Raw genomic sequence first — 23,149 nt, 5'->3', positions numbered from 1 at the left:
CCCCTCACGACCGGAAGGACCTCTCATGACCACCCAGCCCTCGACCCTCGACGCCTGGTGCGCCGAGCTCAGCCAGGCTCTCGGCCTCACCCAGGAGGTCGCCCTCCGCCCGGACGTCCAGCTCCTGCTGAACCTCTCCCGCGACGCCGCACACTCAGTCGCCCGGCCTGCCGCGCCGTTGACCACGTATCTCGTCGGGCTCTGCGCAGGACTCGCCGGCGGGACCCCCGAGGCTGTCCAGGCCGCGTCAACGATCGCCCGCGACCTCGCCCTGGGCACGAGGCCGGGCACGGCCACGGACGGGGCCTGACATGGCCACCGTCACCGTGCGCTACTTCGCCGCGGCCCGCGCCGCCGCCGGGGGCCTCGACCAGGAGACCGTCGAGGCCGACACCCCCGAGTCAGCCTTCGCCGCGCTCGTCGCCACGCACGGCCCCGAGCTCGCCCGGGTCGTCGGCATCAGCTCCTACCTGCTCGACGGGGTCTCGCTCAGCCGCGAGGCGCTCGGAGAGCGTGTCGTCGGGGCGGTGCGGATCGACGTGCTCCCGCCCTTCGCAGGGGGCTGACCGGCCCCAGGCTCAGCCGCCGGGCCCACGACCGGGCGGCTGAGTCTGGCACCCGTCACCCCCCGATCGCCGACATCCCCCGTCCGGGCTGCTCGAACCCCGCCTGCCCGACGGCGTGCCCGGCAGCCTTCTGCGCGACGGTGAGCCCGAGGGCCGCCGAGATCTGCTCGTCGGTGCCCCCGGACCTGAGCAGGGTCCGCAGGTCGGTCTCCTCCTGGGCGAACAGGCAGCTGCGCAGCTGGCCGTCGGCCGTGAGGCGGATCCTGTCGCAGGCCCCGCAGAAGGGCCGGGTGACCGACGCGATGATCCCGACGGCGGACTGCGTGCCGTCGACGGACCACCGCTCGGCGGGCGCCGAACCACGGCCCGGGACCGGGACGAGGTCGAAGTGCTCGCTCAGCAGCGCCTGGACCTCGTCGGCACGCACCATCCCCTCCATGGTCCAGGTGTGACCGGCGTCGAGGGGCATCTGCTCGATGAACCGCAGCTCGTACCCGCGCTCGAGGGCGAACCTCAGCAGCGCCGGAGCCTCGTCCTCGTTGACGCCTCGCAGCAGCACGGTGTTGATCTTCGTGCCCTCGAAGCCCGCAGCGTCGGCGGCGACCAGCCCGGCGAGGACCTGCCCCAGCCGGTCCCTGCGCGTGAGCTGCTGGTAGCGCTCGCGGCTGAGCGTGTCGAGCGAGACGTTGAGCCTGGCGAGCCCGGCGTCCTTGAGCCCCTGCGCGAGCCCGCCGAGCCGCAGCCCGTTGGTGGTCATCGACACCTCCGGGCTGCCCGGCAGACCCGCGAGCGCCTCGACCACCTGGACGACGTCTGGCCGCAGCAGCGGCTCACCGCCTGTGAGCCGGATCTCCTCGATCCCGTGCTGGACGGCGACAGCCGCGATCCGGGTGGTCTCGGCGAGGGTGAGCAGCGTGCCCGACGGCAGCCAGGGCATCCCCTCGGCGGGCATGCAGTACGTGCAGCGCAGTGAGCACCGGTCGGTCAGCGAGATCCGCAGGTCGCGGTGCCGCCGCCCGAAGCTGTCCACGAGGGGTGCGGCGGTCACAGCGCCCCCACCCATTCGTCAGACCCGTCGGCGAGGAACTGGTGCTTCCACACGGGCAGGCTCGCCTTGACCCTCTCGACGAGCTCGGCGCAGGCGGCGAAGGCCTGACCGCGGTGCGCGGAGGCGACAGCCGCGACGAGCGCGACGTCGGTGACCTCCAAGGCACCGACACGGTGGGACACCGCGATCACGGTTCCGGGGAAGAGGTCCGCCACCTGACCGGCGATCCGGGCGACGACCTGACCTGCGTCGGGGTGCGCCTCGTAGGTCAACCTGACGACAGCACGCCCTCCGTCGTGGTCTCGGACGACCCCGGCGAAGATCGCTGTCGCACCAGCCCAGCGTGCGGCGACGGCCTGCTCGTGGGTCGCGACGTCGATCGGCTGGTCGGTGACCGCTGCCAGCACGACCACGCTCGCCGGGACCACCTCTGCTGCCCGCCTCATCGGGTGCTCCGTGCGCTGGGGTGGTCGCCGTCGCCCAGCTGGTCGAGGAGGTGCTCGACGACCTCCGCGAGCACCCGTGCTCCGTCTCGCACCCCTCCCGGGGACCCGGGGAGGGTGACCACCAGGGAACGTCCGACGATCCCGGCGACGCAGCGCGAGAGCAGCGCCCCCGGGGTGCCGCGACCAGCGTCGCGGACCGCCTGGGCGAGCGCCGGCAGCTCTTTGTCGAGCAGCGGTCGGACCGTCTCGGGGGTCACGTCACGTGAGGTGACACCGGTGCCCCCTGTCGTGAGGACCAGCCGCGCCCCGCAGTCCACGGCATCTCGGACGGCCTCGGCGATGGCCTCGGCGTCGTCGGCGACGACAGCCCTGCTCACCTGCGCGCCCCACCCCGTGAGGATCTCGGCGAGCACAGGTCCGGACACGTCGTCGCGCTCCCCGGCCGAGCACCTGTCGGAGACGGTGACGACGACGGCCTGGACCTCGGCACGAGGGCCCTGGACCTCTCGCCCGGCGCTGGCGCTGGCGCTGGCGCTGACGCCGGTTCCGGTTCCCGTGCCCGTGCCCGTGCCCGGAGTCTGCGCCTCGTCCGCCGCGACCTGCTTCCCACGCTCCCAGGTCCCGGACGCTCCACCCTCTTTCCGCTCGACCCAGACCCTGCCGATGTGCGCGGCCCTGTCGACGGCCTTGACCATGTCGACGACTGTGAGCGCGGCGACCGTCACGGCGGTGAGCGCCTCCATCTCGATCCCGGTGCGCTCGGCCGTGCGGACCTGTGCCCGGATCTCGACCCCGTCGACGACGACCTCGACGCTCACCTCGACCCCCGTGATCGCCACGGGATGGCACAGCGGCACCAGGTCGGGGGTGCGCTTCGCGCCGGCGATGCCCGCGATACGGGCGACGGCGAGCGCGTCACCCTTCGCCAGCTCTCCGCGCCGCAGCACCTCGACAGTCGCCGGGGCGCAGACGACCCGTCCGACGGCGACGGCTGCTCGCTGCGTGACGGGCTTGGTGCTGACGTCGACCATGCGGGCGTGGCCTGCGCCGTCGAGGTGCGTGAGGTGGTCGGACCGCCCGTCCCCTGCGGGGGCCACGGGGTCGTGGGGTGCTCGTGCTCGGACTTCTCGGAACTGGGTCATCTCGGGCACACTCGTCTCTTGTGATGGATCATGACTCTCTCCTCGAACCGTCGTGGGCCGACGCCCACGCTGCTGCGTACGCCGCCGCGCGACCTGTCCCCGCCGAGCGGGTGCCGCTCGTCGAGGCTGTGGGTCGGGTGCTGGCCGAGCCGGCGGTCTCTCTGATGGACCTGCCCAGGTCGACCACCTCGGCCATGGACGGGTGGGTGGTCTCCGGCGAGACCGGCCCGTGGGAGCTCGTGGGCTCCTCCCTCGCCGGGCACCCGATGCGCCGTGCCCTCGCTCCTGGCACGGCGGCCGTGATCGCGACGGGCGGGGTGGTCCCTGCCGGGGCCTTCGGGGTGCTGCGCCGCGAGCTCGGCTCGGTCCGCACCGCAGACGGCAGAGCGTGGACCGAGGGTGACGGACCGGCGTGGGTGCACGCGGACCCTCCCGCAGACGGGCCGCCCGCCGAACCTGCTGCGGGGAGCCATGTCAGACCGGCCGGCCTGGAGGCTGCGCAGGCCGACGTGCTCGTCGCACCGGGCCGGGTGCTGACTCCTCCGCAGGTGGGCCTGGCCGCGATGGCGGGCAACGACGGGCTGACGGTGCACCGCCCGGTGACCGCGGCCCTCCTGGTCATGGGGGACGAGGTGCGCCACGACGGCCTGCCCGGCGAGGGCGAGGTCCGCGACGCCTTCGCCCCTCAGCTGCCGCACCTCGCACGGATGCTCGGCCTGGTGACAGGTCCGGCGACCTTCGTCGCCGACACCCTCGACGCGGCTGTCGAGGCGATCCGCGCCTGCGAGGCCGACGTGGTGCTCACGACGGGTGGCACGGCGGCAGGCCCGGCGGACTACCTGCACAGGGCGCTGACGGTCCTCGGTGCCGAGCTGGTGGTCGACACCGTCGCCATGCGTCCGGGGCACCCCGTGCTGCTGGCGCGGCTGCAGGACGGGCGGTCCCTGGTCGGCCTCCCCGGCAACCCGCTCTCGGCCATGGCCGGTGTGCTCACGATCGTCCGGCCGCTCGCCCTCGGTCTGCGCGGTCTGCCGCCCGTGGTCCTCGGCCGCGCGGTCACCGCCGGGGCTGTGGGGGCTCCAGCCCACGACAGCCGGCTGGTGCCGTACGTGCGGGTCCCGGACGTCGACGGTCTCGGCGGGCTCCTCGAGCGCGACGTGGCCGCAGGGACCACCCGCGGTGTCTTGGCCCGGCCGACGGCGTGGCTCGGCTCGGGCATGCTCCGCGGGCTGGCGGGGGCGGACGGCGTCCTGGTCGTCCCTCCGGGCGGCGTCCAGGCCGGGGCCGTGGTCCCGGACCTGCCCCTGCCCTGGTAGGTCGTCGGCAGTCATCGGCCGGCACTGCTCCGTGGCCGGGACGACCTGTCCCGGCTCTGCTCGCGCGGGGGGCGGGCGACCGCGGTGCGCCGCCTGTAGACGACATAGGGGCGCCCGAGGTACGCGATCGGCACGGACCACACGTGGACGAGCCGGGTGAAGGGCCAGACCGCGAGGATCAGGCAGGCGATCACCGCGTGCCACGCGTAGACGGCCGGCGCCGAGGTGATGAGTGCCGGGTCAGGCTGCAGCACGAAGAGCTGGCGGAACCACACCGAGACGGTCCCCCGGTACTCGTAGCCCTCACCGAAGACGTTGATCGCGACGGTCTGCCACATGCCCACCGCGATCTCGACTGTCAGCAGCGCGTAGAGCACCCGGTCCATCCCTGTGGTCACCACCCGCACGCGCACGGAGAAGACGAACCTGCGGAGCAGCAGGATGACCAGCCCCGTGCACAGGACGACGCCGGCGACCGTCCCGGCGACCACGGCCACGAGGTGGTACGCGTGGTCCGAGATGCCCAGAGCCTGCGTCCACGAGGTCGGGACGAGCAGGCCTGCAGCGTGGCCGAGGATGGCCATGAGCGCCCCGACGTGGAAGAGCGGGGAGCCCCAGGCCAACCATCTCTTCTCGAAGAGCTGGCTGGTCCGGGAGGTCCAGCCGAACTGGTCGGCACGGTAGCGCCACACGTGCCCGACGACGAAGACCGCCAGGCAGACGTATGGCAGGACGATGAACAGGGCGACGTCCACGGGTCAGACCTCTCTCGGGTCGCAGGGGTTCTCGGGCGGGCCCACGACCGCTGTCACGACTGCCGCCCTGCCGGGGCGCAGGTGTACTCGGGCGGGCCGAAGGGTGTCCCCGGGCTGCCTGTCCAGCCGGAGCCGTAGGGCATGGCCGCGATCTCGAGCCCGGCGTCGTCGCTCGGTGGTCCTGAGGACGCCAGCTGGTCGGCCTCGGTCCGGTGCCTGTCGGAGACGGGTCCGAGCAGGACCGAGACGGCCTCGAGGATCTCCTGGTACCAGGAGCCACGGTCGGCGAGGGAGCGCCGGATGAGCTCGATGCCGGGGCGGTGCGCACGCAGCACGCCTTCTCCGGCACCGGTCCCGGCCCGCGACGCGAACTCGAGGACCATGGGCAGGTAGTCGGGCAGCTCGCCCTCCTCGGGGGTGAAGCCGCAAGCCCTGTAGCGCTGCTTGAGCGAGAGCAGCGCCATGCCGCGCTGGCGGGTGTCCCCGTGCAGGTAGTAGCTGAGGAACAACGACGACCTGCGGCGCAGGTCGAAGGTCTCGACGTAGTGCGCGCGTGCCTGCGCCGGGGTCTGGCCGGTGAAGGCACGCCAGAACACCGCCAGGTGCGCTGCCGGGGCTGATGCCGGCAGCGCGGCCACAGCCTCTCCCAGCAGGTCGAGGTCGGCGTAGAGCGCCTCGTCGGGGTACCCGAGGAGGACGCTGCACAGGGCCAGGACGTCCGCCCGGGCAGGGACCTCGACGAGGTCCCTGCGGCGCGAGCGCCGCAGCAGCGGGATCGAGATCTTCCTGCGGGGAGCACGGCCCTGCCCGGTGGCCGAGGTGCCGCCAGGTGCCGGCGCAGCGCGCCCCGGTGCCGAGAGCGCAGGTGAGGTGGCCGGCGACAGCGCTGCCGAGGCGGAGGTCGGCGTCGTCATGACGGCCGCCGCACCTGGAGCGATACGGCCACGGGACCTCCGCGGGTCGACGCTGCGCTCATCCCTGGCCCGCCCGGGGAGTCGAGGGAGCAGCCGGAGGCCCACGACGCCATCTCGGCGGCGTCTTCACGGTGGGCAGACGGGATGACGTAGCGGTCTTCCATCTTGGCGATCGCCAGCAGCCTGTAGAGCTCTTCGACCTCCTCGGCCGTCAGCCCGACCCTTTCGAGCAGAGCCGTGTCGACCTCGCCGTCGAGGGTCCGCTGGCGCATGTGGGTGCGCATCGCGGCCAGCCGCATGAGCACCCCGGCCACGACGTCGACGTCCCCCGCGGAGAACAGGCTCGCGAGGTACTCGAGCGGGATGCGCAGCGACGCGATCGTGTGGAACACGTCGTCGGCGTCGCCGTCGTCCTTGCCGAGCTCGGTCGTCACGTCGAGCACGGGCGAGAGCGGCGGGACGTACCAGACCATGGGCATGGTCCTGTACTCGGGGTGCAGCGGGAGGGCGACCTTGAACTTCTGGATGAGCTTCCAGATGGGTGAGTCCTGCGCAGCCTTGATCCAGTCCTCGGCGATACCCTCGGCACGCGCCGCCGCGATCACCTCGGGGTCGGTCGGGTCGAGGAAGACGTCGCGCTGGGCGTCCAGCAGGTCCTTGGGGTCCTCGACCGACGCTGCGGCCTCGACGGCGTCGGCGTCGTACAGGACCAGCCCGATGTACCGCAGCCGGCCCACGCAGGTCTCGGCGCACACCGTCGGCTGGCCGACCTCGATCCGCGGGAAGCAGAAGGTGCACTTCTCGGCCTTGCCGGTCTGGTGGTTGATGTAGACCTTCTTGTACGGGCACGCCGAGACGCACATGCGCCAGCCGCGGCACGCGTCCTGGTCGACCAGCACGATCCCGTCCTCGACGCGCTTGTACATCGCCGACGACGGGCACGCCGAGACGCACGCGGGGTTGAGGCAGTGCTCGCAGATGCGCGGCAGGTGGAACATGAAGGTCTGCTCGAAGGACAGCTGGACCTTGTCGACCATCGAGGCGAGGTTCGGGTCCTTGGACGCGATCTCGGGCGAGCCGGCGAGGTCGTCGTCCCAGTTGGAGCCCCAGGTGATCTTCATGTCCTTGCCCGTGATCGCGCTCTTGGGGCGGGCGACCGGGACGTGCTGGCCGGCAGGTGCCGAGACCAGCTGGTCGAAGTCGTAGGTGGCGGGCTCGTAGTAGTCGTCGAGACCGGGCATGTCCGGGTTGGAGAAGATGTGCGCCAGACGGCGCAGCCGTCCGCCCGAGCGCAGCCGCAGCCGGCCCTTGCGGTCGAGCTCCCAGCCTCCGCGCCAGCGGTCCTGGTCTTCGTACCCACGCGGGTACCCCGTGCCGGGCTTCGTCTCGACGTTGTTGAACCAGACGTACTCGACCCCGTCGCGGTTGGTCCACGTCTGCTTGCAGGTCACCGAGCAGGTGTGGCACCCGATGCACTTGTCGAGGTTCATGACCATCGCGACCTGTGACATGACACGCATCAGTACTCGACCTCCTGGTTGCGGCGGCGGATGACCGTGAGCTCGTCGCGCTGGTTCCCGGTCGGTCCGTAGTAGTTGAAGGCATAGGTGAGCTGGCCGTATCCACCGAGGAGGTGGGTCGGCTTCATCATGATCATCGTGAGCGCGTTGTGGATGCCCCCGCGCTTCCCCGAGGCCTCGGCCTTGGGGACGTCGATGTTGCGGTCCTTGGAGTGGTACATGAAGACGGTCCCCGTCGGCATGCGGTGCGAGACCACGGCGCGGGCCACGACCACACCGTTGCGGTTGACCGCCTCGATCCAGTCGTTGTCCGCGATCCCCGCCGTCGCGGCGTCGGCCTCGGAGACCCAGATGGTGGGGCCCCCGCGGGAGAGCGCGAGCATGTAGGGGTTGTCCTGGAACTGCGAGTGGATCGACCACTTGGAGTGCGGGGTGAGGTACCGCACGGTGACCTCGGTCGACCCCGGCTCGGAGAAGCCCTGGTGCCCGAAGTGCCGGGCCATGTCGAGCGGCGGCCTGTACACGGGGAGCTGCTCCCCGAGCTCGGTCATCCAGTCGTGGTCGACGAAGAAGTGCTGGCGCCCGGTGAGGGTGTGCCAGGGCTTGTGCCGCTCGACGTTGATGACGAAGGGCGAGTAGCGCCGACCGCCCTTCTCCGAGCCGGACCACTCGTAGCTCGTGAAGACAGGTTGTGGGCCGGTGAGCGTCTGGGCGAAGGTCACCTGCCGCTCGTGGTTCTCCTCGGCGAGGTCGGCGAGAGGCTTGCCGACCCGCTTCTCCAGGGCGGTGAACCCGGCGAGCGAGACTCCCCCGTGGGTCGTGCCGGACAGCGCGAGGATGGCCTCGCACATGTGCGCCGCGGTCTCGAGCGACGGTCGGCCCTTCGCGACCCCGTCCGGGCGCACGCCGTTGGCCTGGGCGAGGAAGGCGACCGAGGACTCGGGGACGACGGTCACGCCCTTGGTCGTCGTGCCGAGGGTCGAGACGAGCGGGCCGACGGCCCGCATCTTCTCGCCGATCTGCGTGTAGTCACGCTCCACGACGACGAACCGCGGCATCGTCACGCCGGGGACAGCCTCGCACTCGCCCTTCGACCAGTCACGGACGACGCCCCCGGGCTGGGCCATCTCGTCGGGGGTGTCGTGGGTCAGGGGTGCGGCGATGACGTCGGTGCGTGTCCCGAGGTGGACGGCTGCGAGCTCAGAGACCTTGTCGGCCAGGCCGAGGAACGCGTCGTAGTCGGTCCGCGCCTGCCACGGCGGCGCGATGGCCGCGTCGAGCGCGTGCACGAAGGGGTGCATGTCGGTCGTCGAGATGTCCTGCTTCTCGTACCAGGTCGCGGCTGGCAGGACGATGTCGGCGAACAGCGAGGTCGACGTCATGCGGAAGTCGATGTTGGTCAGCAGGTCGAGCTTGCCCTCGGGCGCGTGCTCCCGCCAGACGACGTCGCGGGGGCGGCGGTCGGGTGGTGTCTCGTTCGCGCGCAGCGAGGAGTCTGCGCCGAGCAGGTGCTTGAGGAAGTACTCGTTGCCCTTGGCCGAGTTGCCGATGAGGTTGGCCCGCCACACCGTGAGGACCCGGGGGAAGTTCTGCGGGTCGTCAGGGTCCTCGACGGCGAACTTGAGGGTGCCGTTCTTCAGCTCGGAGACGATGTGCTCCGCGACGGGGACCCCGGCCTCGGCGGCCTCGTCGCACAGGTCGAGCGGGTTCTTGTCGAATCCTGGGTGGGAGGGCGACCAGCCGAGGCGGGCGGCCTGCGTGAGGCAGTCCATCATCGACCGCTGCGTGAGCCTGCCGGGTCCGGCCGGCGAGACCAGCTCGTCGGCGCCGAAGCCCTCGTAGCGCCACTGGTCTGTCGCGGCGTACCAGAACGAGGTGCTCGTCATGTGGCGGGTCGGTCGCTGCCAGTCGAGCGCGAAGGACATGTGCTGCTGGCCGGTGAGCGGGCGGGCCTTCTCCTGCCCGACGTAGTGCGCCCATCCGCCTCCGTTGACTCCCTGGCAGCCTGTGAGGGTGAGCAGGGCGATGAAGGTCCTGTAGATCGTGTCGGAGTGGAACCAGTGGTTGGTCCCCGCGCCCATGATGATCATGGACCTCCCCTCGCTCACCTCGGCGTTGCGCGTGAACTCGCGGGCGATGCGCACGCACTGCTCGGCGGGCACACCGGTGAGGTCGGCCTGCCAGGCCGGGGTCCCGGGCGACTCGACGTCGTCGTAGCCCGTGGGCCACGTCCCCGGCAGACCGTCGCGACCCACGCCGTACTGCGCCATGAGCAGGTCGAAGACCGTCGTGACGAGGACCGTGCCCACCCGGAGCGCCGGGACCCCGCGCACGATCGTCCCTCCGCCCTCGGTCACGCCGACGTCGAAGCGCGGCAGGGTCACCTCGACGCCCTGGGCGGTCTGGCCCTGGTGGGTCAGGCCGAGCAGGCTCAGTGCCGGGTCGTTCTCCTCGAGGTCGAGGTTCCACCGGCCGACGCCGTCGTCGGTCCACCTGTCGGCGAGCGTCCCGTTCGGGACCGTGAGGGCGTCGGCTGCGGTGTCGAGGAAGACCGGGCGGAACTCAGGCCGTGCCCCGGTGGCCCCGGCGACCGGCACGCCGGCTGCGGTCGCGGCGGCCGAGGTGAGGAACTTCGACGGGTGGAACGTCGCCTCCGGTCCGTCGCCGTGCTGCTCGAGCGTGACGAGGAAGGGCGCGTCGGTGAAGGTCCGCGAGTAGGCCTCGAAGTACGGGACCTGCCTGTCCCTGTAGAACTCCGTGAGCAGGACGTGGCCCATCGCCTGGGCGAGCGCACCGTCGGTCCCCGGCGCCGGCGCCATCCAGTCGTCGGCGAACTTCACGCTGTCCGCGTAGTCAGGGCTCACCGCCACGACCTTGGTGCCCTTGTAGCGCGCCTCGGTGAGGAAGTGCGCGTCAGGGGTCCGGGTCACGGGGACGTTCGAGCCCCACATGATGATGTAGCTCGAGTTCCACCAGTCCCCGGACTCGGGGACGTCGGTCTGGTCGCCCCAGACCTGCGGGCTCGCCGGCGGGAGGTCGGCGTACCAGTCGTAGAAGGACAGCAACGTCCCGCCGATCATCGACAGGAAGCGCGTGCCGACACCGAAGCTCGCCATCGACATGGCCGGGATCGGTGTGAAGCCGACGCAGCGGTCGGGGCCGTAGGTCTTGATCGTGTAGACGTGGGCGGCGGCCATGATCTCGGTCGCGAGCTCCCAGTCGGCGCGGACCAGGCCGCCCTTGCCACGGGCACGCTTGTAGAGCGTCGCCTTGAGCGGGCTCTCGACGACCTCGGCCCAGGCCGCGACGGGGTCTCCGAGCCTGCACCGGGCATCCAGGTACATCTCGAGCAGGACCCCACGGACGTAGGGGTAGCGCACCCGCGAGGGTGAGTAGGTGTACCAGGAGAAGGAGGCACCGCGCGGGCAGCCGCGCGGCTCGTACTCCGGGCTGTCGGGTCCTGTGGTCGGGTAGTCGGTCCCCTGGTGCTCCCAGGTGATGAGGCCGTCCTTGACGTAGACGTCCCACGCGCACGACCCCGTGCAGTTGACGCCGTGGGTCGAGCGGACCACCTTGTCGTGCGCCCACCGGTCACGGTAGAAGGAGTCCCACTCCGAGGGGTCGGTCTCGATCATCGCGTGGGCGGAGTCGAGCACCTCGGTACCCGGGAAGTGGCTACGGGTCGTCAACAGCTTCTTGAGCAGGGGCGACATCGGGGCGAGATCAGGCTGAGTCACTGGAGAGCTCCTTCGGGCACGAGGACGCTGGGGCTTGAGGACGCTGGGCTTGAGGGTGTGGTCGCCAGGGCCCACTGCGGCCGGGAACCTTTGTGCTTGAATCGGGGGAAGCGGGTGTTTCGCGGCACCTGCGCACGTTGTCCGTGCAGGGCCACCTGCAGGAGCACGAGGAGGAACGGTGACCAGACGTCAGGGCCAGGTCGGCTACGACGGGACGACCGGACGCACCGACCACGGGGGTCGGCGGACGCACATCATCCAGATCCTGCGTGACTCCAGAGAGCCCTTGTCGGTCTCTGACGTCGCCCGGGAGGTCGGCGTCCGCGCCGCGGCGGCGCGTTCCCACCTCGAGTCGCTCGTGGACGCCGGGCTCGCCGAGCGCACCCACCAGGCCCGGTCGACGCCAGGCCGGCCGCGGGTCCTGTACGTGGGCACCCTGCCCAACCAGACGCACGAGCGGGCTCAGGGCTACAGGGTGCTCGCCGAGGCCCTGACCTCGACTGTCGCCGCCCACGTCCCGGACGCGCACGGCGTCGTCTACGGCGTCGGGCGCGCATGGGGCCGCCAGCTCGCCGACCCACCGAGCCTGCTCGGCACCGTCGACGAAGACTCCGTCACCGAGCACCTCGTGGCGAAGATGGACGCCCTGTGGTTCGCACCGTCGCTCGACGGCGCCGAGCCCGTCGTCCCCTCGAAGAGCGCGGGGCTCCTCGTGCTGCACAACTGCCCCTTCACCGTGACGTCGCGGTGCGACCCGCAGGTGGTGTGCTCGCTGCACGCCGGGCTCGTCAACGGGACGCTCTCCGAGCTCGGGTCGAACCGGCGGGTCGTCGCGCTGCACCCGTTGGTCGGCCCGCACCGCTGCGAGGCCCACCTCGAGGAGGTCGACCGGACCACCCACGACGACGCCGCGCCGGTACCGATCGTGCTGACGGGTCGGCCGTCGCCGACGGTCGCAGGCGCTGTCGTCGTCGACCGAGGGGCGGGTGCTGCGGCAGTCTCGGGGGCGCATCAGCTCTTCGCCTCGGCGCCGGGGCGGGCGTAGTAGTACCAGGCGATCGCGGCGCACGCGAGGGCGTAGACGATGATCCCGGAGAACACGACGGTCCGGGACATGTAGTTGAAGAGCATGGAGAACACGAAGGGGCCGAAGGCGGCGATCGCCGCGGTCCACCCGATGACCCCGCCCGCCTGGCGGGCCGGGAAGATCATCGGCATCTGCTTGAAGGTCGCGGCGTTGCCGATCCCCGAGAAGAAGAAGATGCAGATCATGCCCGTCATGAAGATCGTCAGCGACGGCGCACCGTCCGCCGGGACGGCGAGCTGGCCGTAGAGCACCAGGCCTGACGACAGCGCGACGCCGACTCCTGAGACGACGGTCCAGACCCCACCGCCGAAGTGGTCGCACAGCGGGCCCCAGCAGATGCGCGCCAGCGAGCCGACGAGGGCCCCGAGGAACACGAGCCTGAGGTGGCCGGGGCCGAACTGCGCCTTGAGCAGCATGCCGAAGGTACCCGCCAGCCCGGAGAAGATGCCGAAGGTCAGGGCGTACTCGGCGGTCATGAGCCATGTGTGCTTGGTCGAGAAGATGTCGAACTGCTGGCGGACGTTCGCCTTCACGGGGATCGACCTGAGCGTCGTCCACGAGAGGACCACCGCGACGACAGCGAAGGGCAGGAAGATCAGACCCGGGTTCTGCAGCCACACCTGCGTGGGTTCCTCGCCCTCGGGCCGGGCCAGCTGGCCCGCCATGCCGAGCATGCCGAAGCCGATCGCCCACGGCACCACGAGCTGCACCACGGAGACGCCGAAGTTGCCGATGCCGGCCTGGAGCCCGAGCGCCGTGCCCTGCTTGCTCTTGGGGAAGAAGTACGACGTCGAGGGCATGTAGCCCGAGAACGCCCCGCCGCCGATACCGGCCGCGAGCGCGAGCGCGACGAGCATCGCGTAGGACGGCTGGCTGGGGAGCATGACGACCCAGGTCCACCCGACGAGCGGGATGATCATGAGCAGAGCCGAGAGCGTCATCATCCTGCGGGTGCCCAGAAGCGGCGGCAGCGTCATCCAGACGATGCGCAGGAGCCCCCCGCTAAGGCCCGGCATGGCGAGGAGCCAGTACGACTGGCCCTCGGTGAGGTCCCAGCCCGTGACGGTGCCGAGCGTGGGGACGAGCGCCCCGGGCAGGTACCAGACGACGAAGGCCAGCACGAGGTTGAAGGTGGTGACCCACAGGGTGGACCAGGCGACCCGCGGGTCCCACCTCTCGGGGTCGTTCGGGTCCCAGTCGAGGAGGTCCCGCCGGGCGTCGTCGGTCACGGCGTGGGTGGGGTGCGCATCGGCGTCGGCTGCGGCCACGGGGCTCCGTCCTGAGGTGGGGCGAGGTGTTGATGGCCGACCGTACGGATCCAGGCGCCGGGGCAGGTGAGACCTTCGTCCCGTTGTGCTCTGTTTGAGTAGACATGTCGCCGGGCTCGAGGCAGTGCGCCCCTCTCGAGGCCCTGCATTGCTGCGTATCAACGGGGAGGCGTGACGCCTGCGGACCGGGTGGAGAGTCGGCGCAGGGGTTGGCTCGATCTCAGGAGGCGACAGCCCCTCGCAGACCTGGGGGGCGACGGGCCCTCGCAGGCCTCCTGGCGACGGGCCCTCGCAGACCGGCCGCACGGGGAGCGCCGCGAGACCCTCACCACCACCTCGGTACCGGCATTCCGTCGGAACAAAGAGACGACCCCCAGGTGCCGCTGAGTCCCCGTCCTCGAAGGTCACGATCGTGTGAAGATCGCCCGTCTCCGAAAGGGCACCTAGACCTAGGTGCCGGCCAGCCTCGGGACGACGCGGACCGTGCGCCCGAGCATCCAGCGGGCGTCCGTGCGCACAGCGGACGCCCGTCGGGACGCCCAGCGCCCCCGCCGGTCGGCACGAGTAGATAAGGTTCGAGCATGACGCCCGACCCGGTCTCCTTCGACGTGCTCGACCGCGCCTCCGGAGTCCTGCTCGGGCAGGCGTGCGGAGACGCGCTCGGCGTCCCCTACGAGTTCGACTACCCGCCCGAGGGCGAGGCGGAGATGCGTGGCGGCGGCCTCGGCCCCTACGCGCCGGGTGAGTGGAGCGACGACACCCAGATGGCGATCTGCGTGGCGCGCGTGAGCGAGCGCGGCGGCGCCCTCGACACCGAGGCGGAGCTCGACGAGATCGCCGCGGCCTTCGAAGAGTGGTTCGCGCGCGGCGCGACAGACGTCGGCGCGCAGACCCGCACGGTCCTCGGCGACGCCGCGCGGATGCAGGGGTCGCCGTCGGCGCGGCTCGTGGCCGCCTCGGAGCAGCTGCACACCCGGACGGGCAAGACCGCCGGCAACGGTGCGCTCATGCGCACGGGCGTCGTCGGGCTCGTCGCGCTGACCGACCGCGAGGCCACGGCCCGGGCGGCAACCGCCGTCGCGCGCCTCACGCACGCAGACCCGCTCGCGGCCGAGTCGTGCGTCCTGTGGTCCGAGGCGATCCGGGTCGCCGTCACCGAGGAGCGCCTCGACCTGCGGTCCGGGCTCGACCTGCTGCCCGAGGACAGGCGCGACCGCTGGGCCGCGTGGATCACGGACGCCGAGTCCGAGCGTCCCGTCGCCGACCTGCAGAACAACGGGTTCACGGTCACGGCCTTCCAGGCGGCGTGGCACGCGATCTTCCGCTCGCCGTTCTTCTCGGCAGGCCAGATCACCGAGTACGACCACATGGTGTCCCACCTGCCCGACGCCCTGCACCGTGCCGTGCGCATCGGCGGGGACACGGACACCGTCGCGGCGATCGCCGGGGCGCTGCTCGGCGCGCGGCACGGCACGCGGTACATCCCGCGCGAGTGGGCCTTCGCCGTGCACGGCTGGCCCGGGGTCCGCGGCATCGACGTGTCTCGCATGGGCCGCCGCACGGCCCAGCACGGGCTGTTCGAGGCGGCGTCGACGGAGACCGAGACCGCCGAGGTGGCCCTCACGACCCCGGAGACCGGCCAGACGTGCCCGGTGTGCGGGACGGTCAACCGGCAGCTCGAGCGCTACCCCGACCAGGTGTGCCTGTGGTGCGTGGCGTGGGCGACCGACGAGACCGGGCGCGGCGTGCTGCTGTTCAACGCGAGCTTCTCGGGCGGCCTCGACGCCCAGTACGACGACGGCACCCCCGCGACCCCCGCGGCACGGTCGGGGCGCATCCTCATCGGCGGGCGTCGCTACTACGCCCAGGAGGCCCGCTTCGGCGGGATCGTGGTGCTGCCGGCGGACTGAGCAGGGCTCTGCGCAGACGAGTCTTCCGTCCACGCTCGGACGAGCGGGGCCTGTCGAGCGGGACCCGTCGAGCGGGACCTGTCGAGCGCGCCCCCGGCTCGCACGCGATGCGGGCCCCGAGCCCTTCTCTCGCGTCCTCGCCCGACCGCACCCCGGGTCGAGGGACGTCTATCGGCAGGTCAGGGCACCCCCATGAGGGTTCCATCAGAGTTTCACCCGGGTTAACCCTGGGTCCACAGCCAACGCACAGGGTTGTCGGTGTCCGCTCCTGATGAGTACCTCACCAAGGAAGAGTCCATGACTTCACGCGTTCCCTCCGCCTGGCTGAAGGTCGCCGGCACCGGCGCCCTCGCCGGATCCCTCGCGCTCGGGGCATCGACGCCCGCGCTCGCCACCGACAGTGCCCCCGCCGGCCCGAAGAACATCATCGTCCTGATCGGCGACGGGATGGGCTACAACCACATCGACGCCACGAGCCTGTACCAGCACGGCACCACCAACCACCAGGTCGCGGTCGACCCCGCCGCCGGGACCGTCGAGCACGTGCCGGGCACACCGTCCCAGGTGTTCCAGTCCTTCCCCGTGCAGGTCGCCATGTCGACCTACTCCGCCAACGGCCGCGCCGGGTACGACCCCACCAAGGCGTGGGCCGACTTCACGTGGATCGCCGAGGGCGCGACCGACTCGGCCGCCGCCGGGACCGCGCTGGCGACAGGCGTCAAGACGAACAACGGGATCCTCGGCGTCGACCCGGCGGGCAACGTCGTCAAGAACGTCGCCGAGCGCGCCGCCGAGCTCGACAAGGCGACGGGTGTGGTCACCTCGGTCCCCTTCAACCACGCGACCCCGGCCGCCTGGGGCGCGCACAACGCGAGCCGCAACGACTCGACGGGCATCTCGACCGAGATGATCGACGGGCCGCTCGACGTCATCATGGGCGCCGGGCACCCGGGCTACGACGACGACCACCAGCCCCGCGACGCCGACTACTCGCTCATCAGCGAGGGCGACTTCCAGCGTCTGCAGGACGGCCAGACCTCCCGCACCTTCGTCGAGGACCGCGCAGACTTCGAGGCGCTCGCGACGACCGAGGGCGGACCGACCCAGGTGTTCGGCCTGGCGCAGGTCGCCAACACGCTCCAGCAGGGCCGCTCGGGCGACTCCGAGGGCCAGCTGCCCTTCACCGTCGCGCAGAACGACGTCCCGTCGCTCGAGACGATGACCAAGGGTGCGCTCAACGCCCTCGAGCAGGACGAGGACGGCCTGTTCCTCATGGTCGAGGGCGGCGCGATCGACTGGACCGGCCACGCGAACGAGACCACCCGCAACATCGAGGAGACCGTCGACTTCAACGCCTCCGTCGAGGCCGTCGTCGAGTGGGTCGAGACGGAGTCCAGCTGGGACGAGACCCTCGTCATCGTCACGGCCGACCACGAGACCGGCTACCTCGACGGGTCGTCCTCGGACCCGACATGGACGCCGATCACCGGTGAGAAGGGCCAGCTGCCCGACCAGAAGTGGTTCTCCGGCAACCACACCAACCAGCTCGTGCCGCTCTTCGCCAAGGGCGTCGGCTCCGACCTCCTCGGCTCCTACGCGGTCGGCTCGGACCCGGTCCGCGGTGCGTACCTCGACAACGTCGACGTCGCCCGGGTGGCCTTCGAGTCCTGGGGCCGGGAGGACGCCCCCGAGCAGGAGGGCATCGAGATCCAGGCGAACGTCCCCGAGATCGGCGAGGCCGAGGGCAACCTCACCCTCACGGTCGCGGACGGCGTCGTCGCGCTCGACGGCGGCAAGAACATCGGTGACAGGCTCCGGTTCCTCGGTCAGCTGCCGACGGTCTCGGTGACCGACTCCCGCTCGAACGCCGTCGCGGGGACGGGTGGCTGGACGGTCTCCGGGCAGGCCACCGACCTGAGCTCGCAGGGCCAGACCATCCGCGCCCAGCACCTCGGCTGGACCCCGAGCACCGCCGCCGCGAAGCCCGGCGTCACGCTCGGCTCCCCGGTGCGCACGGTCATGGGCGAGGGCACCGGCCTCGGCGCCCCCGCGACGCTCGCGACAGCGAGCACGGAGGGACGCCTCGGCACGACGGACCTGGGGGCCGAGATCGGCCTCGAGGTCCCCGTCGACACCCGCGCCGGCGAGTACACGGGCGCGCTGAGCGTCTCGCTCTTCCCGGTCGACTGACCCAGGTGAGGTGCCGGTCGGTCCGCGCGACCGGCCGGCACCTCGCGTCGTCGGGGTGCTGCCCTGACCCCTCGATCCCCTCGCCCGTGGCGCGTCGGACGACGCAGCCCGACCCTCACCCTCGGACGTGCCCCATGACCTCTCAGCTCTCTCGCGCCGCCCACCTGCTCGTCTCGACCGCTGTCGCGGCAGTCGTCGTCACCGGAGCCGTCGCGCTGCCTGCGGCGGGCGCGACACCCGCCGGACCGGCGCTCTCGACTCTCCCCGCGACGGCGCCCCCCGCGGCACCCGCCGGGTCGGCACTCTCTGCTCTCGCAGCCACGTCGCTCCCCTCGACGACCGACGACGCCGCCGGCTCGACCACCTGGACAGTCGAACCCGCGACAGCCGACGGCCCCAACGGGCGCGTCTCGCACCGCATCGACGCTGAACCGGGCCAGACCGTCGCCGACCACGTCGCCGTCACCAACTTCTCGGCACACCCCGCGACCTTCGAGCTGTACGCGAGCGACGGGCTGGTCACCGCCGACGGCCAGTTCGACCTGCTGCCCGCCGGGGCCACCCCGACAGACTCGGGCGCCTGGGTCGCGCTCGGCGAGGGCGGGGTCCCCGCCGCCGAGGGCTCGACGCCTCTGCGCGTCGAGGTCGGTCCCGAGGCGACGGTGACAGTCCCCTTCACGCTGACAGTCCCTGCCGACGCGACACCCGGCGACCACCCTGCCGGGATCGTCGCCGCGCTCGTGCCTGCTGCGGGCGAGCAGCAGGTCAGCTTCGACGCGCGCGTCGGCGTGCGCCTGCACCTGCGGGTTGCGGGGGACGTCGTGCCCACGCTCTCGGTGTCCGACGTCCAGGCGACGTACGCGTCCTCGTGGAACCCCTTCGCCGCCGGTGCGGTCGAGGTCGACTACACGGTGACGAACGAGGGCAACGTGCGGCTCGGCGCCGGGACGGCTGTGGAGGCATCGGGCCCCTTCGGCTGGGGTGAGGCCTCGGCCGAGGGCACCCCGCAGCGCGAGCTGCTGCCCGGCCAGAGCGCCACGTCGACCGTGGTGCTCGACGGGACGTGGCCGCTCGGCCGGATGTCTGGTGACGTCACGGTGATCCCGGTGGTCGTCGGTGACGACGTGGTCGAGGTCGAGGTGCAGCAGGTCTCCGCGGGCTGGTCGGCGTGGGCCGTGCCGTGGGCTCAGCTCGCGCTCGTGGCCCTCGCGGTCGCCCTGGTGCTGCTGGCGCGACGGTCCCGCCGCCGCCGCGAGGCCGCGACCCAGCGCCGCATCGACGCAGCCGTCGCCGCCCGCGAGCGCGAGACGGTCGACGCATGAGCGTCGCGGTTCGTCCCACCCTCGCCTGGACCCTAGGCCGTCGCCCGTCTCCGTCTGAGCCGGTGCGGTCACGCCCAGGTCGCACCCTGACCGCCGAGGTCGCACCCCTGAAGCCGAGGTCGCCCGGACACGCCGGCCAGACCCCATGTTTGAGCTCATGTGGCGTGTCCATGCGACCTCGGTGCAGGGCGTGCGACCTGGCGCCCCGGGGTGCGACCTCGTGCGACGAGCGTGCGGCACGGGAACCGGTCAGTCAGGCCCGGTACCGGCCGGGGCGGTGGTTCATGGCGAGGATGACGTTGAGGACCACGACGCCGAGGACCGACGCAAGGACTGTCGGGACGTCGGCGACGAAGAGCGCGCAGAGGACGATCACGGCGTCGAAGCACAGCTGGACGACGCCGGCGCTGACCCCGAAGCGGTCTTGCAGGTAGAACACGAAGATCCCGAGCCCGCCCGCGCTCGCCCCGTGGCGGAACAGCGCCAGGAAGGCCAGCCCCATGAACATGCCGCCGAGCGCGCAGGCGTAGAACGGCGTGATGTGCTCGATGGTGATGTTCGCGGCGTGGAAGCTGGTGAGCACGGAGATGAGCCCGACGACGGCGAAGGTCTTGATGGTGAAGGGCCAGCCCATCCGGACGATCGCGAGGGCGTAGAACGGCAGGTTGATGAGGAAGAACACGAGGCCGAAGGGCCAGCCCGTCGAGTAGTTGACGAGGAAGGCGATCCCCGCGATCCCGCCCGACACCCCGCCGACGTCCTTGAGCAGCATGAGCCCGAAGGACAGTGCGAGGGAACCGATGAGCAGGGCGACGACGTCTTCGACCAGGCGGTGCGGCCGGGTGACGAGGTCCGCGACGGGGTCGGGGACGGGTGCGCCGTCGTGGACGGGGGCGGCAGGCCCGTCGGGAACGGCAGCCCCGTCGGGAGCGGCGGGCGCTCCCGGACCGGGGGCTGAGGCTGCGGAGAGCGGCGCGTCTCCCGTCGTCGGTCTCGGTGTGGGCGCGGCGGCGGAGGGCGTGCTCTCGTCTGTCACGGGTGCAGCGTGCGCGCCCCCGGCCGCGCACGCCACCCCGTGCACGCCTGCTGGTCGATCTGTGCTCGCGATACGGACAGACCGTCACCTCCCGTGGGACGGCAGCGGCTCGGAGCATCGCACTCGGTCTCGCGACGAGGCTGACGGTGGTTCAGGGCCCGGGCGGGTGCCTACCGCGGTCCCTACCGGAGTTTCACCCGCGCAGACCTCTCACGTGATGCCGGTGACACTCTGTCATGTCGAGTTCGCAGGGTGTCCGGAGGCGTCGTAGCGTAAGAGACGACGCCCGCCGCAGCGGGACGCCTCGACCCCCCGGAGGAGAGCTCGTGCCGCAGACCACCCAGGCCCCGCACGTCGTCGTGGTCGGAGGTGGCTTCGCCGGCATCGCCGCCGTCAGGGCGTTCGCCGGCGCGAACGTCCGAGTCACCCTGCTCGACCGTCGCGTCTACAACACCTTCCAGCCGCTGCTCTACCAGGTGGCCACCGGCGGCCTGAACCCCGGGGACGTCACCTACTTCCTCCGCGGTCTGCGCCTGGGTCAGAAGAACGTCCGGGTGGTCCACGAGCACCTGGCGAGCATCGACCACGCGAACAAGCGCATCCGTCTGCTCAACGACGAGTACATGGACTTCGACTACCTGGTGCTCGCCAACGGCGTGACGACCAACTTCTTCGGCACCCCCGGTGCGAAGGAGAACGCCTTCCCCATGTACTCGCGCAGCCAGGCCGTCAAGATCCGCGACGCGCTCTTCGTCCGCCTCGAAGAAGCCGCGCACACCCCGGGCACCGACGACGGTCTCCGCGTGGTCGTCGTCGGCGGCGGAGCGACGGGTGTCGAGGTCGCCGGGGCCTTCGCCGAGCTGCGCAACGCAGGTCTGCGGCCTGCCTACCCGGAGATCCGTGGTGACGCCTTCGAGGTGACGATCGTCCAGCGCGGCACCGAGGTGCTCAAGTCGTTCCCGAAGCGTCTGCGGGAGTACACGGTCTCCGAGCTCGAGCGTCGCAACGTCAAGCTCCACCTGGGCGCAGGGGTCGCCGAGGTCCACCCCGACGGGGTCGTGCTCACCGACGGCACCAAGCTCCACTCGGACCTGACCATCTGGTCGACGGGCGTGCGCCCGCACGAGGAGGTCGACGCCTGGGACCTCCCGCGCGGCGCTGGTGACCGCGTGGTCGTGGGTCGCGATCTCCAGGTGGACGGACGCCCCGGGGTCTTCGCTGTGGGCGACATCGCGATCACGCCCGACGACCTGCCGCAGCTCGCGCAGCCCGCCATCCAGTCCGGGACGCAGGCCGCCAAGAACATCCTCGCGCTCATCGACGGCAGGCCGATGAAGCACCTGAGGTACTTCGACAAGGGCACGATGGCTGTGATCGGTCGCCGCGCCGCGATCGCCGACATCCTCGGCAAGGTCCAGCTGACCCGTGGGACGGCATGGCTCGCGTGGCTGTTCGTGCACATCATGGGCCTCATCGGGCCGCGCAACCGCCTCACGACCCTCGCCGGGATCGTCACGCGGTACGGGTTCCCCTTCCACCGCAAGCAGATCCCGATCGTCGGCGACGTGCCGACCATCCGCCCCTCGCGCGAGGACCGCGAGAGCACGGGCCGGGGCGAGCCCTCCGAGGAGCGCGAGACGCCGCCGGCCGAGCCGTCGCGAGACTGAGGCACCGGGAGAGCTGAGCGGTCGGGAGACCTGAGCCGCTCGACTCCCTGTGGAGAAGGGGATTCGTCCACAGGTTGACGCGCCACCACCTGTGGAGGAAGCCGCCCGTCCCCTGACGGAGGCGTCGCCAGACCGTGGCGACGTTCCTGTGGAGAAGGCCACCTGTCCTCAGGCCGAGGCGTCGCCAGACCGTCGTCAGGTCGCCGTGGCATACTCGGCAGCCGGACGAGGCTGCCACGCGGAGGAGCACCCCAGGTGAGACACCAGAAGACCCGTGAGCGCACAGCGCCCGGCGAGCGCAGCCGCGGTGGTGTCGGTTCCGCGATCCTCGGCGGCATCGGCGAGCTCCTCATCACCGCTGGTCTGGTCATCGGGCTCTTCGTCGTGTGGCAGCTGTGGTGGACGAGCGTCGAGGCGAACAACGAGGCCGCCCAGCTGGTCGAAGAGTTCCAGGACACGCTCCCGCCTGCTCCCGAGGTCGTCGCCGAGCTGCGGACCGACGACCCTCCGGTGCCCGCCAAGGCTGCCTACGGGGAGACGACAGGGGTGCTGATCGTCCCCAGCTGGTACGGCAAGACGAACAACACCATGCCGATCGTCGAGGGGACATCGCTCGACCTCCTCGACCGTGCGACGGCTGGTCACTACGAGCACACGCAGCAGGTCGGCGAGGTGGGCAACTTCGCGCTCGCCGGCCACCGCCGGACCTACGGGAACTCCTTCAGGTACGTCAACGAGCTGGTCGAGGGTGACCAGGTGATCGTCGAGACCGCCGAGGCCTGGTACGTCTACGAGGTGACGTCCCACGAGATCGTGCTGCCGAGCGCCATCGAGGTCACCGCGCCTGTGCCGAACCAGCCGGGCGTTGCGCCGACCGAGCGGATGCTCACGCTGACCACCTGCCACTCACTCTCGCTCGGCGAGTACGGGAACGACCACCGCTGGATCACCTACGCAAAGTTCGTCGGCTGGATGCCTCGCGCCGACGGCATGCCCGAGCAGGTCCTCGAGAACCCAGGAGTCGTCTGATGTACCCGTGGATCTTCCGGCACCTGCCCGGGCCGCTGCCCGTACGGATCCTGCTCGCGCTCGCGCTGATCGCGGCCGTCGTCGCCGCGCTGTTCGTCTGGGTCTTCCCCTGGGCCGCCGAGAACATCGACTTCCTGTCCCGCGACCCGGGGATCAGCTGACCCCGAGGTCGCGCCGAGCCCTCCGCGCGCCGAGG

19 protein-coding genes are annotated in these 23,149 nt (G+C 71.5%); 10 read left to right on the top strand and 9 right to left on the bottom strand.

All coding sequences use genetic code 11. The features are described 5' to 3' along the window. Positions 1 to 25: 25 nt before the first annotated feature. Both HZZ10_RS14675 and HZZ10_RS14670 read left to right on the top strand, forming a co-directional pair. Positions 26 to 310, top strand: a complete 285-nt coding sequence (locus HZZ10_RS14675; RefSeq protein ID WP_179914062.1) for a DUF6457 domain-containing protein — start codon at positions 26 to 28, stop codon at positions 308 to 310. A 1-nt stretch (position 311) separates the two neighbouring features. Then, the gene (locus tag HZZ10_RS14670) at positions 312 to 566 is read left to right on the top strand and encodes a ubiquitin family protein (protein WP_056135514.1); all 255 of its coding nucleotides are present in this window, start codon (positions 312 to 314) and stop codon (positions 564 to 566) included. A gap of 55 nt (positions 567 to 621) precedes the next feature. Here HZZ10_RS14670 and moaA read toward each other — a convergent pair whose 3' ends face one another. From moaA to moaCB, 3 genes are read right to left on the bottom strand one after another with little or no spacing between them, the layout of a single operon-like run. After that, a complete protein-coding gene (gene moaA, locus HZZ10_RS14665) occupies positions 622 to 1,614 on the bottom strand; it encodes a GTP 3',8-cyclase MoaA (RefSeq protein ID WP_373367337.1) in 993 nt (330 codons plus the stop codon). Then, the gene (locus tag HZZ10_RS14660) at positions 1,611 to 2,060 is read right to left on the bottom strand and encodes a molybdenum cofactor biosynthesis protein MoaE (RefSeq protein WP_179914060.1); all 450 of its coding nucleotides are present in this window, start codon (positions 2,058 to 2,060) and stop codon (positions 1,611 to 1,613) included. The genes moaA and HZZ10_RS14660 overlap by 4 nt, the downstream gene beginning before the upstream one ends. Then, complete coding sequence (gene moaCB, locus HZZ10_RS14655) at positions 2,057 to 3,202, bottom strand: bifunctional molybdenum cofactor biosynthesis protein MoaC/MoaB (RefSeq protein WP_179914059.1); 1,146 nt, start codon at positions 3,200 to 3,202, stop codon at positions 2,057 to 2,059. The genes HZZ10_RS14660 and moaCB overlap by 4 nt, the downstream gene beginning before the upstream one ends. Positions 3,203 to 3,225: 23 nt before the next feature. Here moaCB and HZZ10_RS14650 point away from each other — a divergent pair, with 23 nt between their 5' ends. Next, positions 3,226 to 4,518 carry a molybdopterin molybdotransferase MoeA gene (locus tag HZZ10_RS14650; RefSeq protein ID WP_179914058.1) on the top strand — a complete coding sequence of 431 codons (1,293 nt, stop codon included), beginning with the start codon at positions 3,226 to 3,228 and terminating at the stop codon, positions 4,516 to 4,518. Between the two features lie 11 nt (positions 4,519 to 4,529). Here HZZ10_RS14650 and narI read toward each other — a convergent pair whose 3' ends face one another. The 4 genes from narI to HZZ10_RS14630 are packed head-to-tail and all read right to left on the bottom strand — an operon-like array spanning position 4,530 to position 11,420. Next, positions 4,530 to 5,273, bottom strand: coding sequence for a respiratory nitrate reductase subunit gamma (gene narI / locus HZZ10_RS14645; RefSeq protein WP_056135502.1), 744 nt, complete (start codon positions 5,271 to 5,273; stop codon positions 4,530 to 4,532). 53 nt (positions 5,274 to 5,326) lie between these two features. Next, positions 5,327 to 6,187, bottom strand: a complete 861-nt coding sequence (gene narJ, locus HZZ10_RS14640) for a nitrate reductase molybdenum cofactor assembly chaperone (RefSeq protein WP_179914057.1) — start codon at positions 6,185 to 6,187, stop codon at positions 5,327 to 5,329. Beyond that, positions 6,184 to 7,707: a nitrate reductase subunit beta gene (gene narH / locus HZZ10_RS14635; RefSeq protein WP_056135500.1), complete on the bottom strand. Its 1,524-nt coding sequence runs from the start codon at positions 7,705 to 7,707 to the stop codon at positions 6,184 to 6,186. Before narH ends, narJ begins: the two co-directional genes overlap by 4 nt. Then, a complete protein-coding gene (locus HZZ10_RS14630) occupies positions 7,707 to 11,420 on the bottom strand; it encodes a nitrate reductase subunit alpha (RefSeq protein ID WP_179914064.1) in 3,714 nt (1,237 codons plus the stop codon). The genes narH and HZZ10_RS14630 overlap by 1 nt, the downstream gene beginning before the upstream one ends. A gap of 202 nt (positions 11,421 to 11,622) precedes the next feature. Here HZZ10_RS14630 and HZZ10_RS14625 point away from each other — a divergent pair, with 202 nt between their 5' ends. Next, positions 11,623 to 12,489, top strand: coding sequence for a helix-turn-helix transcriptional regulator (locus tag HZZ10_RS14625; RefSeq protein WP_179914056.1), 867 nt, complete (start codon positions 11,623 to 11,625; stop codon positions 12,487 to 12,489). Here the strand turns inward: HZZ10_RS14625 and HZZ10_RS14620 are convergent. Then, entirely contained in the window at positions 12,456 to 13,799 is a 1,344-nt protein-coding gene (locus tag HZZ10_RS14620; RefSeq protein WP_308507590.1) for an MFS transporter, read from the bottom strand. The genes HZZ10_RS14625 and HZZ10_RS14620 overlap by 34 nt on opposite strands. Positions 13,800 to 14,380: 581 nt before the next feature. On the opposite strand from HZZ10_RS14620, the gene HZZ10_RS14615 reads away from it, so the two are divergent. The 3 genes from HZZ10_RS14615 (at position 14,381) to HZZ10_RS14605 (ending at position 19,221) form a co-directional block, all read left to right on the top strand. After that, the gene (locus tag HZZ10_RS14615; protein WP_082544114.1) at positions 14,381 to 15,709 is read left to right on the top strand and encodes an ADP-ribosylglycohydrolase family protein; all 1,329 of its coding nucleotides are present in this window, start codon (positions 14,381 to 14,383) and stop codon (positions 15,707 to 15,709) included. Positions 15,710 to 16,006: 297 nt separating this feature from the next. Continuing rightward, entirely contained in the window at positions 16,007 to 17,899 is a 1,893-nt protein-coding gene (locus HZZ10_RS14610; RefSeq protein WP_179914055.1) for an alkaline phosphatase, read from the top strand. 134 nt (positions 17,900 to 18,033) lie between these two features. Continuing rightward, positions 18,034 to 19,221, top strand: coding sequence for a DUF916 domain-containing protein (locus HZZ10_RS14605; protein ID WP_179914054.1), 1,188 nt, complete (start codon positions 18,034 to 18,036; stop codon positions 19,219 to 19,221). 253 nt (positions 19,222 to 19,474) lie between these two features. Here the strand turns inward: HZZ10_RS14605 and HZZ10_RS14600 are convergent, their stop codons facing one another. Then, on the bottom strand, positions 19,475 to 20,257 hold the full coding sequence (locus tag HZZ10_RS14600; protein WP_308507589.1) for a YitT family protein: 783 nt from the start codon (positions 20,255 to 20,257) through the stop codon (positions 19,475 to 19,477). A 326-nt stretch (positions 20,258 to 20,583) separates the two neighbouring features. On the opposite strand from HZZ10_RS14600, the gene HZZ10_RS14595 reads away from it, so the two are divergent. The 3 genes from HZZ10_RS14595 (at position 20,584) to HZZ10_RS14585 (ending at position 23,114) form a co-directional block, all read left to right on the top strand. After that, a complete protein-coding gene (locus tag HZZ10_RS14595) occupies positions 20,584 to 21,924 on the top strand; it encodes an NAD(P)/FAD-dependent oxidoreductase (RefSeq protein WP_056135485.1) in 1,341 nt (446 codons plus the stop codon). Between the two features lie 255 nt (positions 21,925 to 22,179). Then, positions 22,180 to 22,953, top strand: a complete 774-nt coding sequence (locus tag HZZ10_RS14590) for a class E sortase (RefSeq protein WP_179914053.1) — start codon at positions 22,180 to 22,182, stop codon at positions 22,951 to 22,953. Next, positions 22,953 to 23,114 (top strand): hypothetical protein, encoded by a 162-nt coding sequence (locus tag HZZ10_RS14585; RefSeq protein ID WP_179914052.1) that lies wholly within the window; start codon positions 22,953 to 22,955, stop codon positions 23,112 to 23,114. Before HZZ10_RS14590 ends, HZZ10_RS14585 begins: the two co-directional genes overlap by 1 nt. The last annotated feature ends 35 nt before the right edge of the window (positions 23,115 to 23,149 follow it).

Origin of the sequence: Sanguibacter inulinus, from assembly GCF_013415325.1 — a bacterium.
Taxonomy (GTDB): domain Bacteria; phylum Actinomycetota; class Actinomycetes; order Actinomycetales; family Cellulomonadaceae; genus Sanguibacter; species Sanguibacter inulinus.
The sequence above is the reverse complement of the archived record's forward strand: the minus strand, read 5'-3'. Positions and strand labels throughout refer to the sequence as shown.